The sequence below is a fragment of the Vibrio sp. CJQ_6 genome (genome assembly GCF_043106745.1).
Classification (GTDB): domain Bacteria; phylum Pseudomonadota; class Gammaproteobacteria; order Enterobacterales; family Vibrionaceae; genus Vibrio; species Vibrio furnissii.
This window is the reverse complement of the sequence record NZ_JBICMV010000027.1, coordinates 30,093-44,422: the sequence shown is the minus strand read 5'-3', so window position 1 is coordinate 44,422 and position 14,330 is coordinate 30,093. Positions and strand designations below refer to the sequence as shown.

The window sequence follows — 14,330 nt, the reverse complement described above, 5'->3', positions numbered from 1 at the left end:
GATAGTTAGCAGATCAGGACGATCAAGGACACCGCTAGGATGGCGATGAACGGATTACGCTGACGGATACAGCATACTTATCAAGGAATAGATGCAGGGAGCACCTATTAGTAGCCGGATTGCTGCGAGTAAGACTATAACCCCGAAGGGCTTTGGCCCCTCGGGGTTTTTCTTTTTCTATCGCTCAAAAATGGCGTGTCATCCGTCGGCGGCGGACATAAAAAACCCGGTACGCTGACCGGGTTTTTCGTGGCTCATCCGTCGGGTTAGACTTTTTCCAGCTTGGCGTAAGCCGTGACCAGCCACTTGATGCCCTCGCCGTTAAAGGCGACCTGCACGCGACTTTGCGGACCGCTGCCTTCAAAGTTAATGATGGTGCCTTCGCCAAATTTCGGGTGTAGCACACGCGACCCAAGGGTAAATCCGGTTTCGTTGAAGTTCTCTTTCACCGCGCTCTGACTGAAGCGACCACTGCTGGCCGGGCGGCTGACTTGTGCTTTCATGCGCACTTCATCAAGGCAGCTTTCCGGTAACTCGCGAATAAAGCGTGATGGCTTGTGGTATTTGTCCTGTCCGTACAGACGGCGCATTTCCGCGTAAGTGATGTAGAGCTTCTGCATCGCACGGGTCATGCCCACGTAGCACAGACGGCGCTCCTCTTCGAGACGCCCCGCTTCTTCAGCCGACATCTGGCTCGGGAACATGCCCTCTTCCACGCCGACCATAAATACCAGCGGGAACTCCAGACCTTTTGCACTATGCAGCGTCATCAGTTGCACGGCATCGTCGAATTCATCCGCTTGCCCTTCACCCGCTTCCAGCGCCGCATGAGTCAAGAACGCGGTCAGCATGGTCATTTCGTCCGCTTCTTCCGGTTTTTCAAACTGACGCGTTGCGGTCACCAGCTCTTCCAAGTTCTCAATGCGCGCCTTGGATTTCTCGCCTTTTTCCTGCTGGTACATCTCAAACAGACCCGAGGTTTTGATCACATGGTCGGTTTGGCTATGCAGCGACATCTCGGCACTGTCATCTTCCAGCGCGTTGATCAGTTCAACAAACCGACTCAATGCCGAGGCCGCGCGGCCCGTGAGTACTTTCTCTTCCAGTAGCTGCACGCTGGCTTGCCACAACGTGCAGCCGCGATCGCGCGCCGCAAAGCGCACGGTATCCAGCGTTTTATCACCCAGACCACGGGTGGGCGTGTTCACCACGCGCTCAAAGGCGGTGTCGTCGTTGCGGTTGTTCATCAAGCGCAGATAGCTCAGCGCATCTTTGATTTCCTGACGTTCGAAGAAGCGCATGCCGCCATAAATGCGGTACGCCAATCCGGTTTGCAGCAGGGCTTCTTCCAGCACCCGCGACTGGGCGTTGTTGCGGTACAAAATGGCGCAGTCATTGAGAATGCCGCCTTTGTCCTGCCACTCTTTGATTTTGCCGACCACAAAACGCGCTTCATCCAGCTCGTTGTACGCCGAATAGACCGAAATCGGATCGCCGACGTTGCCATCGGTCCACAGCTCTTTGCCCATACGCTCGGTGTTGTTGGCGATCAGGGTATTAGACGCTTCAAGAATGGTTTTGGTCGAGCGGTAGTTCTGCTCAAGACGAATGGTGTTCACGCTTGGAAATTCGAGCGTGAATTTCTCGATGTTTTCCACTTTCGCGCCGCGCCAGCCGTAAATTGACTGGTCGTCATCGCCCACGATCATCACGTGCGATTGCGGCCCCGCCATCATGCGTAGCCACGCGTATTGAATGTTGTTGGTGTCTTGAAATTCGTCGACCAGAATGTGCTTAAAGCGCGCCTGATAATGTTCGCGAATGTGTTTGTTGTCGCGCAGCAGCTCAAGCGCGCGCAGCAAAATTTCGGCGAAATCGACCAGCCCCGCGCGGTCACAGGCATCTTGATACGCGGTGTAGAGTTGTAGGTAAGTCTGAGTCACCGGATCGCGATACGCGTCGATGTGCGCCGGACGCAATCCTTCGTCTTTTTTGCCGTTAATCCACCACGACACCTGACGCGCTGGCCACTGTTTATCATCCAGATTCTGCGCTTTGATCAGGCGTTTCAACAGACGCTGCTGGTCATCGCTGTCGATGATCTGAAAATCTTCCGGCAGTTTGGCGTCGAGATAATGGGCACGCAGAATGCGATGGCAGATGCCATGGAACGTGCCGTTCCACATTCCAGATGAACTGCCCATCATCAGCTCGTCAATACGGCCGCGCATTTCCGCCGCCGCTTTGTTGGTAAAGGTCACGGACATGATGGAGAACGGCGAGGCCTGTTCAACCGACATCAACCAAGCGATGCGGTGCACCAGCACCCGGGTTTTGCCACTACCGGCCCCTGCCAGCACCAACAGGTTTTCTAGCGGTGCGGCCACCGCTTCGCGTTGTTTGTCGTTTAAACCGTCAAGTAAAAGAGAGGGATCGATCATGGCTTAGCTACTGGTTATTTATACATAATTTGAACGATTATACCCCTAAACGCAGCGAGACCCAAGCGAGCGAAATTTGCCTTGAATTTCCCTGCGCTTTGCCGCAAACGGCTGCGGCGTGCAAAAAATCTCAAAAAAAATCACACATTAAATCACTCGATAAATCATCGCTTTAGTTATTTATTTTATCAATATCTCGATTTTTCCTATTTGTGTGGTGAAAGTTTTCCGCGCGCCTGCCTCTCTTTTTTGGGTAAGCAAGCCACAACCGCGGCCTGCGACGCTAACAACCAAGGAACCGTCTCGAGGAAATAAAGATGAAACAATCAAACCTAGCCGTCACCGCAGCAATCACTGGCCTCCTAGCCATGGGTGGCACTCTATTAACCGCAGCGCCAGCTGCCGCGGCAGAGAAAGAAAAATGCTACGGCGTGGCGAAAGCGGGCAAAAATGACTGCGCGACCAAATCCAGCTCCTGCGCCGGCACGTCAAAAATGGATCATCAGAAAGATGCATTTGTCGTGGTCCCCAAAGGGCTGTGCGACAAACTGGCTGGCGGCAGCACCATGGCGAAGTAATCGCACACAACGACTTGAGTGCGCGGCGCTGGCGGCGCACTCGATTTCTCTCCCTGACCCCGTGATAAGGACATGGCCATGCACTCAACGCACTCTCACCCTCAGGTCGGCGTGGGGTTACGCAGCCCACACATGAGCCATTTTCTCAGCCAACCGACCCCGTTGAACTGGCTGGAAATTCACAGCGAAAACTATTTTCAACCGCACGCCCCGGCCAGGCGCGATTTGCGCCGCCTGCGTGAGCGCTACGACATCAGTTGCCACGGCATCGGCTTATCACTCGGTTCAGTGGCGGCGGTCAATACACAACATCTGGCACAGCTTAAAACGTTAGTCGATGACATCGACCCCATCCTGATTTCCGATCACCTCAGCTGGAGCGAAAACGGCGGCCACTATTTTAACGACCTGCTACCACTGCCCTACACCGAAGAGGCGCTGGCGGTGTTCTGCCGCAATGTTGATCAGGTGCAGCACGCACTGGGTCGCCCGCTACTGATTGAGAACCCGTCCAGCTACCTGCGTTTTTCCCACTCCACCATTCCGGAGTGGGAATTTTTGCGCGCGGTGCAGCAGCGCACCGATTGCCGTTTGCTGCTCGATCTCAACAACGTGCATGTGTCGGCGTTTAACCATGGTTTTGACAGCCAGACGTATCTGGATGCCATTCCCGCCAGTGCCGTGGCCGAAATTCATCTCGCGGGTTACACCGTCAAAACGCTGCCGCAAGGCGACATCTGGATTGATACGCACAGTCGCCCGGTGAGCGACGCGGTGTGGCAACTGTTTGAACGCTGGTGCCGTCAGCACGGCACGCGCCGCACCCTGATTGAGTGGGATCTGGAGATTCCAGCGCCTGAAGTCCTGCTGGGCGAAGCGCACCAAGCGGCCGCACGCCTGCATGCGATTGATGCCGAACGCGGCATAAGGAGAGCCTCATGACGCTGGCGCAATTGCAGGCACAGTTTGCCCGCGGCCTCAACTATCAGGCGGGCGGCGACGAATGCGCGATTATCGCGGACGGCTTGAGCGCCGATGAGCGGTTGCAGATTTATCGCAACAACCGCGTGATCAGCCTGAGCGAAGTGCTCGAAGCCACCTATCCGATGCTGCAGGCGGTACTGGGCGACGAGTGTTTTGCCGCGCTGGCGCGCGAATACGTGCTGTCGCATCCGCTGACCCGTGGTGATGTCAGCCACTATGGCGAAGGCTTTGCGGCTGTGATTGAACGCGCGCAGCCCGTGATGCAGGCCGCGCCGTATGCCGCGGCACTGGCGCGGTTTGAATGGGCGCTGGACCACGTGCAGCAACAATACGCACAGTCACCGCGCATTGAATATCAGCCACTCAGCACGCTGAGTCAGGTCACGCCGGAACAGCAACCACAGCTGGTGTTTGAGTTGGTGCCGTGGGCCACACCATATTGCGCGCCGTTTGCGCTGTTTGATTTGCAGCGTGCGATACGGGATGACGACTTGAGCCAGCTCACTATCAATGCGCTTCAATCGGGGATCATCGCCTGCACGGCCGAGGGCGAGCCGTGGACGCAAGCGCTGGATGAGCCGACGTATCAGCTACTGCTGGCGATGCATCAGCGCGCGCCGCTGGGGCAGATTCATCCGCATGCACTGGCGGCGTTGCCCGCCATCATGGCGATGGAAATTGTCGCTGGCTTTCGCTTGGCCGCCCCCAATACTCACGACTAAATTAAGGAGCCCGACATGGCTGACTTCATACACCGTTATCATGCCCTGTGCCATTGGTTGCAACGCGACTTCGCCAGCTTACTTTTACTGCTGTGCCGCATCTGGGCCGGCTGGGTATTCTGGCAATCAGGGTTGAGTAAAATCGCCAACTGGGACAGCACGCTGTACTTGTTTGAACTGGAATATCAGGTGCCGCTGCTACCGTGGCAGCTCGCCGCGTATCTGGCCACCGGCGCCGAACTGGCGCTGTCGCTGCTGTTGATGCCGGGGCTTTTAGGACGGTTCAGCGCACTGGCGCTGTTTGCGGTCAATGCGATGGCAGTGGTGTCGTATCCGCTGTTGTGGCAACAAGGATTTACCGACCACCAGCTGTGGGGATTCATGTTATTGATGGTGGTCGTGTGGGGGCCGGGGCGTCTGTCGCTGGATCACTGGCTGAGCCGCAAGTGGCAGCGCGTTATTCTGCAGCATTGAGATCGTCTTTTACCGAGTTAACCGCATCACGCGTCGCATGCCCAATCGCTTTGGTGGTGTCGCGGGTGGCATGACCAATGGCGGTCGCTGCGTCGCGGGTGGCGTGACCGACGTCGGTGCCTGCTTGTTTCATCTCAGCGCAGCCCGCCGTCAATGTCAGTAACGCCAGCAACGCACTCATCGAGAGCGCTTGACCCCATCGCGCGCCGTAAATTCCCTTCATGATCGATCTCCTGTGAACGACGTCATCCGTCATGGGCTTTACCATAACAAATAACCCCGCTCCATGGAGCGGGGTTATTGTCATACTTTGGTTAAGCACACAAATTGGTTAAGCGCACGAATGGGTTGACCAACCGAATTGAATGAAGCGCGCGGATGCAGCCGCTTAGGCCGCAATACCTGCGTGGCGCAGCAGCGCATCAATTTGCGGTTCACGACCACGGAAGCGTTTGAACAGCTCCATCGGCTCTTCGCTGCCGCCCATTTCAAGAATGTGATTGAGGAAGCTCAAACCCGTTTCGCGGTTAAAGATGCCCTCTTCTTCGAATCGAGAAAACGCATCAGCCGACAACACTTCAGCCCACAAGTAGCTGTAGTAGCCCGCGCTGTAGCCTCCAGCAAAAATATGGCTGAAACTGTGCGAGAAACGGTTCCATTCCAAACTTGGCAGCACCGCCACTTTCTTCTTCACGTCGGCGAGCGTTTCCAGCACTTTCGGGCCAGCTTCCGGATCGTACGTGGTGTGCAGGGTGAAATCGAACAAACCGAATTCCAACTGGCGCAAAATAAACATCGCAGACTGGAAGTTCTTCGCAGCCAGCATTTTTTCCAGCATCGCTTTCGGCAGCGGTTCACCGGTTTCGTAGTGACCAGAGATAAATGCCAGCGCTTCTTCTTCCCAGCACCAGTTTTCCAGGAACTGACTTGGTAGCTCGACCGCATCCCACGGCACACCGTTGATACCAGACACCGAACCCACCTCAACTTGCGTCAACATGTGGTGAATACCGTGGCCAGTTTCATGGAACAGCGTGACCACTTCATCATGGGTAAACAGCGCCGGTTTGTTGCCCACCGGACGGTTGAAGTTGCAGGTCAGGTACGCGACCGGCGTTTGCAGTTCGCCGTCTGCGTTGATGCGGCGCACACGGCACTCATCCATCCACGCGCCGCCACGTTTGTGTTCACGGGCGTACAAATCAAGGTAAAAGCTACCACGCAGCGCGCCTTCGCTGTCGAAAATATCGAAGAAACGCACCGATTCGTGCCAAGTATCGACACCTTGGCGCTCTTTGACGTCCATCCCAAACACGCGATGGAGCACTTCAAACAGGCCGCTCACCACTTTGTGTTCTGGGAAGTAAGGGCGCAGCTCTTCGTCGGAAATTTCAAACAGATGCTGCTTTTGTTTTTCGCTGTAGTACGCGATGTCCCACAGGTTAAGCGTTGTCACGCCAAACTCTTGCTCGGCGAACTGGCGCAGCGCTTCCACTTCGCGCTCGCCCTGCGGCTTGGCTTTGGTGGCCAGATCATTCAAAAAGCTCAGCACCTGCTCTGGCGATTCGGCCATTTTGGTCGCCAGTGATTTTTCACTGTAAGTGTTAAACCCAAGCATGCGCGAGATTTCGTGACGCAGTTTCAACTGCTCGGCAATGATTTCGCTGTTGTCCCATTTTCCGGCATTCGGACCACGATCGGAGGCGCGCGTGACGTACGCTTCATACAGTTCCTGACGCAGCGCTTGGTTGTCACAGTAAGTCATCACCGGCAGGTAAGACGGAATGTCGAGCGTCAGCAAGTAGCCTTCCAGCCCTTTGGCTTCCGCCGCCGCTTGCGCCGCCGCCAATGCCGATTCCGGCATGCCTGACAGTTCGTTCACGTCCGTGACTTGCTTGGTCCAGCCCATGGTGGCATCAAGCACGTTGTTGGAGAATTTAGAGCCCAGCTCCGACATGCGTTTGCTGATTTCGCCATAGCGTTTTTGCTCAGCCGCTGGCAAACCGATGCCCGACAACTCGAAATCACGCAGACCGTCGGTGATGGTTTTCTGCTGCGCGCGGCTCAATGTGGCGAATGCTTTGCTGGCCTTGATCGCTTTGTAGGCATCAAACAGCCCTTTGTGCTGGCCAACCCAAGTGCTGTATTCCGATAAAATCGGCAGGCAGCTTTCGTAGGCATCGCGCAGCTCATCGCTGTTCATCACGGAGTTCATGTGGCTGACCGGCGACCAAATACGGCTTAAGCGATCATCCACTTCTTCAATCGGCGCAATCACGCTCTCCCAGCTTGGCTCGGCGTTGCCTGCCAGCACCGCATCAATGCGCGCGCGGCAATCTTCAATCGCCTTCTCAACCGCTGGTTTGACGTGCTCCGGCTTAATCGCAGAAAACGGTGGCAAATCCGTAAAGGTCAGAAGTGGATTAGACATATAACGTTCCTTTTCATAAAAGAGAGTCCGTGACGAACCATCACGGTACCTGAAGTCATGGAGACGGGCGCGACGAAGCGCCTTCATTCATTCGATGATTTGCTAAGCGTACGTTATCAATACACCTGTGCGCCAGCAAAGAAGACTTTGGCTATTACGTTAATAGATATAGTCAGGTTCAGCAATTTTCAATACTGGCGTATAATCAGGCGAACTGTTTTTTGAACTGACCAGCACCCGGCTTTGGGTGAGAGAGCGCAATTTGTTAAGTTACCGACACAGTTTCCATGCCGGAAACCACGCGGATGTGGTGAAACACATCGTACAGAGCTTGATCCTGTCTGCCCTGCAGCAGAAAGACAAACCCTTTGTCTACCACGACACGCACTCGGGTGTCGGCCGCTACGATCTGACCCACGAATGGTCAGAAAAAACCGGTGAATACAAACAAGGTATCGCCCGCCTGTGGCAACAAACCGAAGTCCCGGAAGATATTCACAGCTATCTCGAGGCGATTAAAGCGCTCAACGACGATGGCAAGCTGCGTTACTACCCGGGTTCACCACGTGTGGCACGCGCGCATCTGCGCAGCCATGACCGCATGGTGCTGACGGAGCTGCATCCGAGCGATTACCCGCTGCTGGAGCAGGAGTTTCACCGCGATCGCCAAGTAGCAATTTTCAAAGAAGACGGATTTGCCCGCCTGAAAGCCAGCCTGCCGCCGAAAGAGCGCCGTGGTCTGGTGCTGATTGACCCTCCGTATGAGCTCGCCAAAGAGTATCGCGATGTGGTGCAGGCGATCGCGCAAAGCTACAAGCGTTGGGCGACCGGCATTTACGCCATCTGGTATCCGGTGGTGAACCGCTGCGACATCGAGGACATGATTGAAGGTTTGCAAGGCCTCGGCATTCGCAAAATCTTACAAATTGAACTCGGCGTGTCCCCCGACACCAACGAGCGCGGCATGACCGCCTCGGGCATGATTGTCATCAACCCGCCGTGGAAACTGGAAAGCCAGATGCAAAGCATTCTGCCGTTCCTGAAAGAAGCAATTGCGCCGGCCACCGGTCACTATAAAGTGGACTGGATTGTGCCTGAATAAGGTCGCGACCGCTCAACAAGACTCAGCGACTGGGATTGCAATTTGGCAATCCACCCCCAACTAACCTAGATTAGGTCGTTGGATATATGCATAACAGAGGCTGAATGCGAACCTGTTCGCGATGAGCCCAAATTGGAGAAAGTAATGGCAACACATTTTGACTATATCTGTATCGGTGGCGGCAGCGGCGGTATCGCCTCAGCCAACCGTGCAGCCATGTACGGCGCCAAAGTCGCCCTGATTGAAGCCAAAGATCTTGGCGGGACCTGTGTGAACGTCGGCTGTGTGCCGAAGAAAGTGATGTGGCACGGCGCTCAGGTCGCAGAAGCGATGAACCTGTACGCGGCAGATTACGGTTTTGATGTGGACGTGAAACACTTCGACTGGGCCAAACTGGTGGAAAGCCGTCAGGCGTACATCGGTCGTATTCACCAGTCTTACGATCGCGTGCTGGGCAACAACAAAGTCGAAGTGATTCGCGGCTTTGCCAAATTCGTCGATGCGAACACCGTGGAAGTCAATGGGGAGCACTACACCGCCGATCACATTCTGATCGCCGTCGGTGGCCGCCCAACCATTCCGAATATTCCGGGCGCTGAATTCGGTATCGACTCCAACGGCTTCTTTGAACTGAGCGCACAGCCAAAACGAGTTGCGGTCGTCGGTGCGGGTTACATCGCGGTAGAAATCGCGGGCGTACTCAACGCACTGGGCACCGAAACGCACCTGTTCTGCCGTAAAGAGTCGCCCCTGCGCAGCTTTGACCCGATGATCATCGACACCTTGGTGGAAGTGATGGCGGCAGAAGGCCCGCAACTGCACACGCACAGCGTGCCAAAAGAAGTGGTCAAGGAAGCCGATGGCAGCCTGACCCTGCATCTAGAAAACGGCGAAAGCTGCAATGTCGATACCCTGATTTGGGCCATTGGCCGTCACCCAGCGACCGATGCGATTAACCTCGCGGCGACGGGTGTGGAAACCAATGCGCAAGGCTACATCAAAGTCGATGCTTACCAAGCCACCAACGTTAGCGGCATTTACTGTGTCGGCGATATCATGGAAGGCGGCATCGAACTGACGCCAGTGGCCGTGAAAGCGGGTCGTCAGCTGTCTGAGCGCCTGTTTAACAACAAGCCGGATGCGAAAATGGATTACGATCTGGTGCCGACCGTGGTGTTCAGCCACCCGCCCATCGGCACCATCGGCCTGACGGAAACCGACGCGATCGCGAAATTCGGCGCAGACAACGTGAAAGTGTACCAATCCGGCTTTACGGCCATGTACACCGCGGTGACTCAGCACCGTCAGCCTTGCAAAATGAAGCTGGTGTGCGCAGGGCCAGAAGAAACCGTGGTTGGCCTGCATGGCATCGGTTTTGCGGTCGATGAGATGATTCAAGGCTTTGGCGTCGCGATGAAGATGGGCGCCACCAAAGCCGATTTCGACGCTGTCGTGGCGATTCACCCAACAGGCAGCGAAGAATTCGTGACCATGCGTTAATGCTTCAACCGCTGAAGCCATAAGCATGCATTTGGCTTATGCCAAACATATCAATGCCCTGCAGAGACTGCGGGGCTTTTTTATGCCTGCATTTCAGCCTTGGCCTTCAATTCTGCGTTGATCCGCAGCGGATTTATCCATATAGTTTGAATTCAAACTATATCAATCAAACGTATTATGTCTCGACACAAATTTGGTATTCAATTTTCCATCGCGGCGCGACTGTGGCGCCGCCACCTCGATCAACGTCTGGCGCAAGCGGGCATCAAAGACATCAGTTGGGCCCCGCTGCTGCATTTAGATGAATTTGGCGATGGCATCAGCCAAAAAGAACTCGCCGCTTCTGTTGGCATGGAAGGCTCCACCTTGGTCCGCTTGCTCGATACGCTCGAACAAAAAGGCCAGATTGAGCGTCAAGCAGATACGTACGATCGCCGCGCGAAACGCATTTTTCTCACCGCAGCCGGGCGTGAGCACGTCGTGTCGCTGCGCGCAGAACTGCTGGCGATCGAAACCGACATGTTGGCCGATGTATCCGATGAACAGATTGAGGTCATGCGACAAGTGCTTGGCGGCCTCATCACCAAATTCAAGCATTAAGGACTGAGGGCACTCCATGAACGCTCAACTTGCAAATCTCGGCTTGGATGCGGGTCGCTTAGCGTTTGCGCTGCGCACCGCACTGGCATCGTGCGCGGCGCTGTTCGTCGGCTGGGCGCTTGGTTTAGAGCACCCGCAATGGGCAGCGATGTCCGTCTGGGCGGCCTCACAACCCGGGCGCGGCATGCTGCTGGAAAAAAGCTTGTTCCGCTTTATCGGCACGCTGGTCGGTACGGTCGTCGGGGTCACGCTGGTGTCAGTCGCCGGGGACAACATTTTGCTGCTGGCGCTGGGGCTGTCGGTGTGGGTCGGCTTGTGCGCCGGTGCGGGCAACGTGATTCATGGCCTGTTCAGTTACGCGACGCTGCTGTCTGGCTACTCGGCTTCGCTGGTGGCGCTGCTTGGCACCGCCAATCAAACCGACATGCTGGAGCTGGGCACCGACCGCTTGCTCACCGTGATGACCGGGGTGTTCATCGCGCTGTTGGTGGGCTTGCTGTTTGCCCGTCGCAGCGATGAAGATGCCTTGGTGTGGCGCGTGCGCTCGCTCACCATTGCGGTCTTGCAAGCGCTCACCCAGCATTCTCGGCAACAACCTCTCTCTCAGCCCTTGGAACATTTGATGCTGGAAGCCGCGCAGATTGAAGAAGCGCTGGATCCGCATAGCGTCGGGTCAATTCGTTCACGCCGCGCGGTACAAACCCTGCGTTCGGTGGTGTTTGCCCTGATCTCGATACTGACTTGGCTGATGAACCAAGGTTCGCGCGTCAACCACAGTGCTTTCCTGCGCGAGATTCAACACGCCATCAACGCGCACGAACTGCAATCGCCGCTCGATCAGGTGGTGGTGCATTTGCAACGCGCCGATGAAGAGTGCGACGATTTGCTGCTGTCACAAGCGTTGAATGAACTGAGCCAAGCCTTGCAAGGCCGCAAGACGTTTCGTCAATCAGGCAAACTGGAGATCACTGCTGCGACCGGCAAAGTGGTGCTCCACCGCGACTGGGTTGGCGCCACGCAGGCCATGTATCGCACCACCAGTTTAATGGTGTTGCTGGGCCTCGGTTGGGCATGGACCGGATCGCCAATTGGCGCGTACGTGCTACTGGGAGCATCAGTGATGGTGACGCTGTTCTCCACCTTTGAAAACCCAGCGCTGATCATGACGCATATCTTCTGGTGGCAGATTGTCGGCGGCATGTCGAACCTGATTTGTCAGTTGGTGCTGTGGCCGATGGCGGCCAATGAATTGCAGATGCTGCTAATGATGGTGCCGCTGATTCTGCTGGGCGTGGTGCCGTTTGCCCATCGCCGCCTCAGTTCGGGGTCGATGGACTACTTTATGATTTTCTTGTTGATGTCGCAGCCGCACCAACCCTACAGCGCCGATGCTGCGCACGCCATCACCATGTCGCTGGCGGTCATCGCTGGCCCCATGTTAGCGCTGCTGGCATTTAAACTGATTTTCCCCACCAACTTGTTGCGCCGCCAACAACGTTTGATGGATGCCATGTGGCATGCACTGCCCACCCTGATTCAACATGCAATCCCCTTTCACTTCTGGCAAGCGCGCATGAAGCATCGTGTGCTCAAGTTGATTGCCATCACGCGAAAAAATGGCCTCAATTGGGCCGCACATGGCGAAAGTGGCCTGACTCTGATCATGCTGGGCCAATGCATTCAGCATTGGCAGCAGATCGCGACCCACAGTACCAGCACGTACCATCAACAACGTCATCATGTGTGGTTGCAACGGCTAGAACGTGCGCTGCGTGACTCGCCGCAAGCGACGATTGCCCTGCTCAATCGTTACGCCACGCAAGAGCACCAACGCACGCCGCAACCGGCAAGGATGGCGCGCCGTGCCGCCGATGGGCTGAAACACGTGCAGCCGCATTGGCAACGGCTCAAACGCCGCTAACCCCCAGCCCACACAAGCGATGTTCGGTTTTCCGGCATCGCTTTTTTGATCGCGTCATGTCATTCTCATCGATGAAAAAATCGCCAATGGATAAAATTTGCGCATGCATCATCATGCATTCAATGCGACAATCATGAGCCAATTTTGTACGGGAAATAAACTTCTGTAGTTAATTATCCAACTGTATAGTAAAATTCGCTTGTCCATTTGTGCAATAAATGACAGAGTTCAGTCAGCAGCCGATTCATGACGATTCTTAACCCATTGTTAACTAGGGTTACATTATCCTTTCGAGCGGCCTTGCGATTAAATAGCGTTCTCACAAAGACATTTGAGCCTGTGAATCAAAAGCGTTGAATTGTACGTATACCCACATGAGTCACTGAGCTTAATGCGTTCTAAGTGGTAAAGGAGAGAAAGATTATGGGCGACGGTAAAGCCTTTTCTAAACAATGGCTGACCGCAATTGTTGCCGCAGTTGCGCTTGCTGGATGTCAGCCAGAAGCCACACCACAAGCCGCCAGCAATGGTGCGCCACCCCCAGTTGCGGTGGATGTGGTTCAAATTAACACCCAACCAGTTGAAGTCACCAGTACGCTACCGGGCCGGACCAGTGCCTACCGCATTGCGGAGGTGCGTCCACAGGTGAGTGGCATTGTGACCAATCGTCTGTTCGTTGAAGGCAGCATGGTGAACAAGGGCGAGGTGCTCTTTGAACTCGATCCGTCCACTTACAAAGCCGCATTGGCGAGTGCCAAAGCGAATCTGGCGAAATCAGAAGCCACCCTGGCTCAGGCAGAGTTTCAAGCGAAACGCTACCGTGAACTGGTGGCCAAAAAATCGGTCAGCCAACAAGATTACGAAGATGCTCAAGCGAGCTACAAAGAAGCCTTGGCTTCTGTAGAAGCGTCTAAAGCGAACGTCAATTCAGCGCAAATCAATCTGGATTACACCAAAATTACCGCGCCGATTTCCGGTCGTATCGGTCGTACCCTGATTACTGAAGGTGCGCTGGTGACTGCCAACCAAACCAATGCGCTGGCTACCATTCAGCAACTGGATCCACTGTACGTCGACCTTTCTCAGCCAAGTAATGAACTGCTGAAACTGCGCCAGTCTGCGGGTAAAGAGAATCAGGAACTCGCTGGCATCAAACTGTTCTTGGATGATGGTACGCCAATCGAGCAACGCGCTACGCTGCAATTTGCCGAAGTGTCTGTCAACGAGAAAACCGGCACCGTCAACGTGCGCGCCACCATTCCGAACCCCGATCAGTTCCTGCTGCCGGGTTTGTATGTGCGTGCAGCGGTACCGACCGAATATCGTGACAACGGCATTTTGATCCCGCAATCGGCCGTCAGCCGCGATGCGCGTGGTCAGGCGTCCGTATTCGTCGTTAACGATCAAAACCAAGTGGAAAGCCGCACAGTGGTCGCCAGCCGTGCGATTGGCAACCAATGGTTGATTGATTCGGGTTTGAACGCAGGTGATCTTGTGATTGTCAAAGGCCTGCAAAAAGTTCATGCGGGCAGCGCGGTGACCGCGAACGTCCTGGAAGCCTCTAAGGAACAATAAGA

The 14,330-nt window shown here is 55.2% G+C and carries 12 protein-coding genes; 9 read left to right on the top strand and 3 right to left on the bottom strand.

Going from position 1 to position 14,330, the window contains the following annotated elements; all coding sequences use genetic code 11:
• Window positions 1-266: 266 nt before the first annotated feature.
• On the bottom strand, window positions 267-2,441 hold the full coding sequence (gene uvrD / locus ACF8PK_RS14530; protein WP_004728381.1) for a DNA helicase II: 2,175 nt from the start codon (window positions 2,439-2,441) through the stop codon (window positions 267-269).
• Window positions 2,442-2,758: 317 nt separating this feature from the next.
• On the opposite strand from uvrD, the gene ACF8PK_RS14525 reads away from it, so the two are divergent.
• The 4 genes from ACF8PK_RS14525 to ACF8PK_RS14510 all read left to right on the top strand — a co-directional run bounded on the left by ACF8PK_RS14525 (window position 2,759) and on the right by ACF8PK_RS14510 (window position 5,199).
• Window positions 2,759-3,019, top strand: coding sequence for a DUF2282 domain-containing protein (locus ACF8PK_RS14525; RefSeq protein ID WP_004728380.1), 261 nt, complete (start codon window positions 2,759-2,761; stop codon window positions 3,017-3,019).
• Between the two features lie 72 nt (window positions 3,020-3,091).
• Window positions 3,092-3,961, top strand: coding sequence for a DUF692 domain-containing protein (locus ACF8PK_RS14520; protein ID WP_392441951.1), 870 nt, complete (start codon window positions 3,092-3,094; stop codon window positions 3,959-3,961).
• Entirely contained in the window at window positions 3,958-4,725 is a 768-nt protein-coding gene (locus ACF8PK_RS14515) for a DNA-binding domain-containing protein (RefSeq protein ID WP_392441948.1), read from the top strand. The genes ACF8PK_RS14520 and ACF8PK_RS14515 overlap by 4 nt, the downstream gene beginning before the upstream one ends.
• Window positions 4,726-4,740: 15 nt before the next feature.
• The gene (locus ACF8PK_RS14510; RefSeq protein ID WP_392441946.1) at window positions 4,741-5,199 is read left to right on the top strand and encodes a DoxX family protein; all 459 of its coding nucleotides are present in this window, start codon (window positions 4,741-4,743) and stop codon (window positions 5,197-5,199) included.
• Here ACF8PK_RS14510 and ACF8PK_RS14505 read toward each other — a convergent pair.
• Together ACF8PK_RS14505 and prlC are read right to left on the bottom strand one after the other, a co-directional pair.
• On the bottom strand, window positions 5,183-5,422 hold the full coding sequence (locus tag ACF8PK_RS14505; RefSeq protein WP_199251349.1) for a hypothetical protein: 240 nt from the start codon (window positions 5,420-5,422) through the stop codon (window positions 5,183-5,185). The two genes, ACF8PK_RS14510 and ACF8PK_RS14505, sit on opposite strands and share 17 nt — an antisense overlap.
• Before the next feature lie 165 nt (window positions 5,423-5,587).
• Window positions 5,588-7,630, bottom strand: coding sequence for an oligopeptidase A (gene prlC, locus ACF8PK_RS14500; protein WP_014204126.1), 2,043 nt, complete (start codon window positions 7,628-7,630; stop codon window positions 5,588-5,590).
• A 262-nt stretch (window positions 7,631-7,892) separates the two neighbouring features.
• On the opposite strand from prlC, the gene ACF8PK_RS14495 reads away from it, so the two are divergent.
• The 5 genes from ACF8PK_RS14495 (at window position 7,893) to ACF8PK_RS14475 (ending at window position 14,328) form a co-directional block, all read left to right on the top strand.
• Entirely contained in the window at window positions 7,893-8,732 is an 840-nt protein-coding gene (locus ACF8PK_RS14495; RefSeq protein WP_392441941.1) for a 23S rRNA (adenine(2030)-N(6))-methyltransferase RlmJ, read from the top strand.
• Between the two features lie 144 nt (window positions 8,733-8,876).
• On the top strand, window positions 8,877-10,232 hold the full coding sequence (gorA, locus tag ACF8PK_RS14490) for a glutathione-disulfide reductase (protein WP_014204128.1): 1,356 nt from the start codon (window positions 8,877-8,879) through the stop codon (window positions 10,230-10,232).
• Window positions 10,233-10,409: 177 nt separating this feature from the next.
• Window positions 10,410-10,832 (top strand): MarR family winged helix-turn-helix transcriptional regulator, encoded by a 423-nt coding sequence (locus tag ACF8PK_RS14485; protein ID WP_154180561.1) that lies wholly within the window; start codon window positions 10,410-10,412, stop codon window positions 10,830-10,832.
• A 16-nt stretch (window positions 10,833-10,848) separates the two neighbouring features.
• On the top strand, window positions 10,849-12,753 hold the full coding sequence (locus tag ACF8PK_RS14480) for an FUSC family protein (RefSeq protein ID WP_392441938.1): 1,905 nt from the start codon (window positions 10,849-10,851) through the stop codon (window positions 12,751-12,753).
• Between the two features lie 423 nt (window positions 12,754-13,176).
• Entirely contained in the window at window positions 13,177-14,328 is a 1,152-nt protein-coding gene (locus ACF8PK_RS14475; protein ID WP_392441935.1) for an efflux RND transporter periplasmic adaptor subunit, read from the top strand.
• The last annotated feature ends 2 nt before the right edge of the window (window positions 14,329-14,330 follow it).

Coding starts and splice junctions, on each gene's coding strand:
- ACF8PK_RS14525 (WP_004728380.1), top strand. CDS start 2,759: ATGAAACAATCAAACCTAGCCGTCACCGCAGCAATCACTGGCCTCCTA.
- ACF8PK_RS14480 (WP_392441938.1), top strand. CDS start 10,849: ATGAACGCTCAACTTGCAAATCTCGGCTTGGATGCGGGTCGCTTAGCG.
- uvrD (WP_004728381.1), bottom strand. CDS start 2,441: ATGATCGATCCCTCTCTTTTACTTGACGGTTTAAACGACAAACAACGC.
- prlC (WP_014204126.1), bottom strand. CDS start 7,630: ATGTCTAATCCACTTCTGACCTTTACGGATTTGCCACCGTTTTCTGCG.
- ACF8PK_RS14510 (WP_392441946.1), top strand. CDS start 4,741: ATGGCTGACTTCATACACCGTTATCATGCCCTGTGCCATTGGTTGCAA.
- ACF8PK_RS14485 (WP_154180561.1), top strand. CDS start 10,410: ATGTCTCGACACAAATTTGGTATTCAATTTTCCATCGCGGCGCGACTG.
- ACF8PK_RS14475 (WP_392441935.1), top strand. CDS start 13,177: ATGGGCGACGGTAAAGCCTTTTCTAAACAATGGCTGACCGCAATTGTT.
- gorA (WP_014204128.1), top strand. CDS start 8,877: ATGGCAACACATTTTGACTATATCTGTATCGGTGGCGGCAGCGGCGGT.
- ACF8PK_RS14520 (WP_392441951.1), top strand. CDS start 3,092: ATGGCCATGCACTCAACGCACTCTCACCCTCAGGTCGGCGTGGGGTTA.
- ACF8PK_RS14515 (WP_392441948.1), top strand. CDS start 3,958: ATGACGCTGGCGCAATTGCAGGCACAGTTTGCCCGCGGCCTCAACTAT.
- ACF8PK_RS14505 (WP_199251349.1), bottom strand. CDS start 5,422: ATGAAGGGAATTTACGGCGCGCGATGGGGTCAAGCGCTCTCGATGAGT.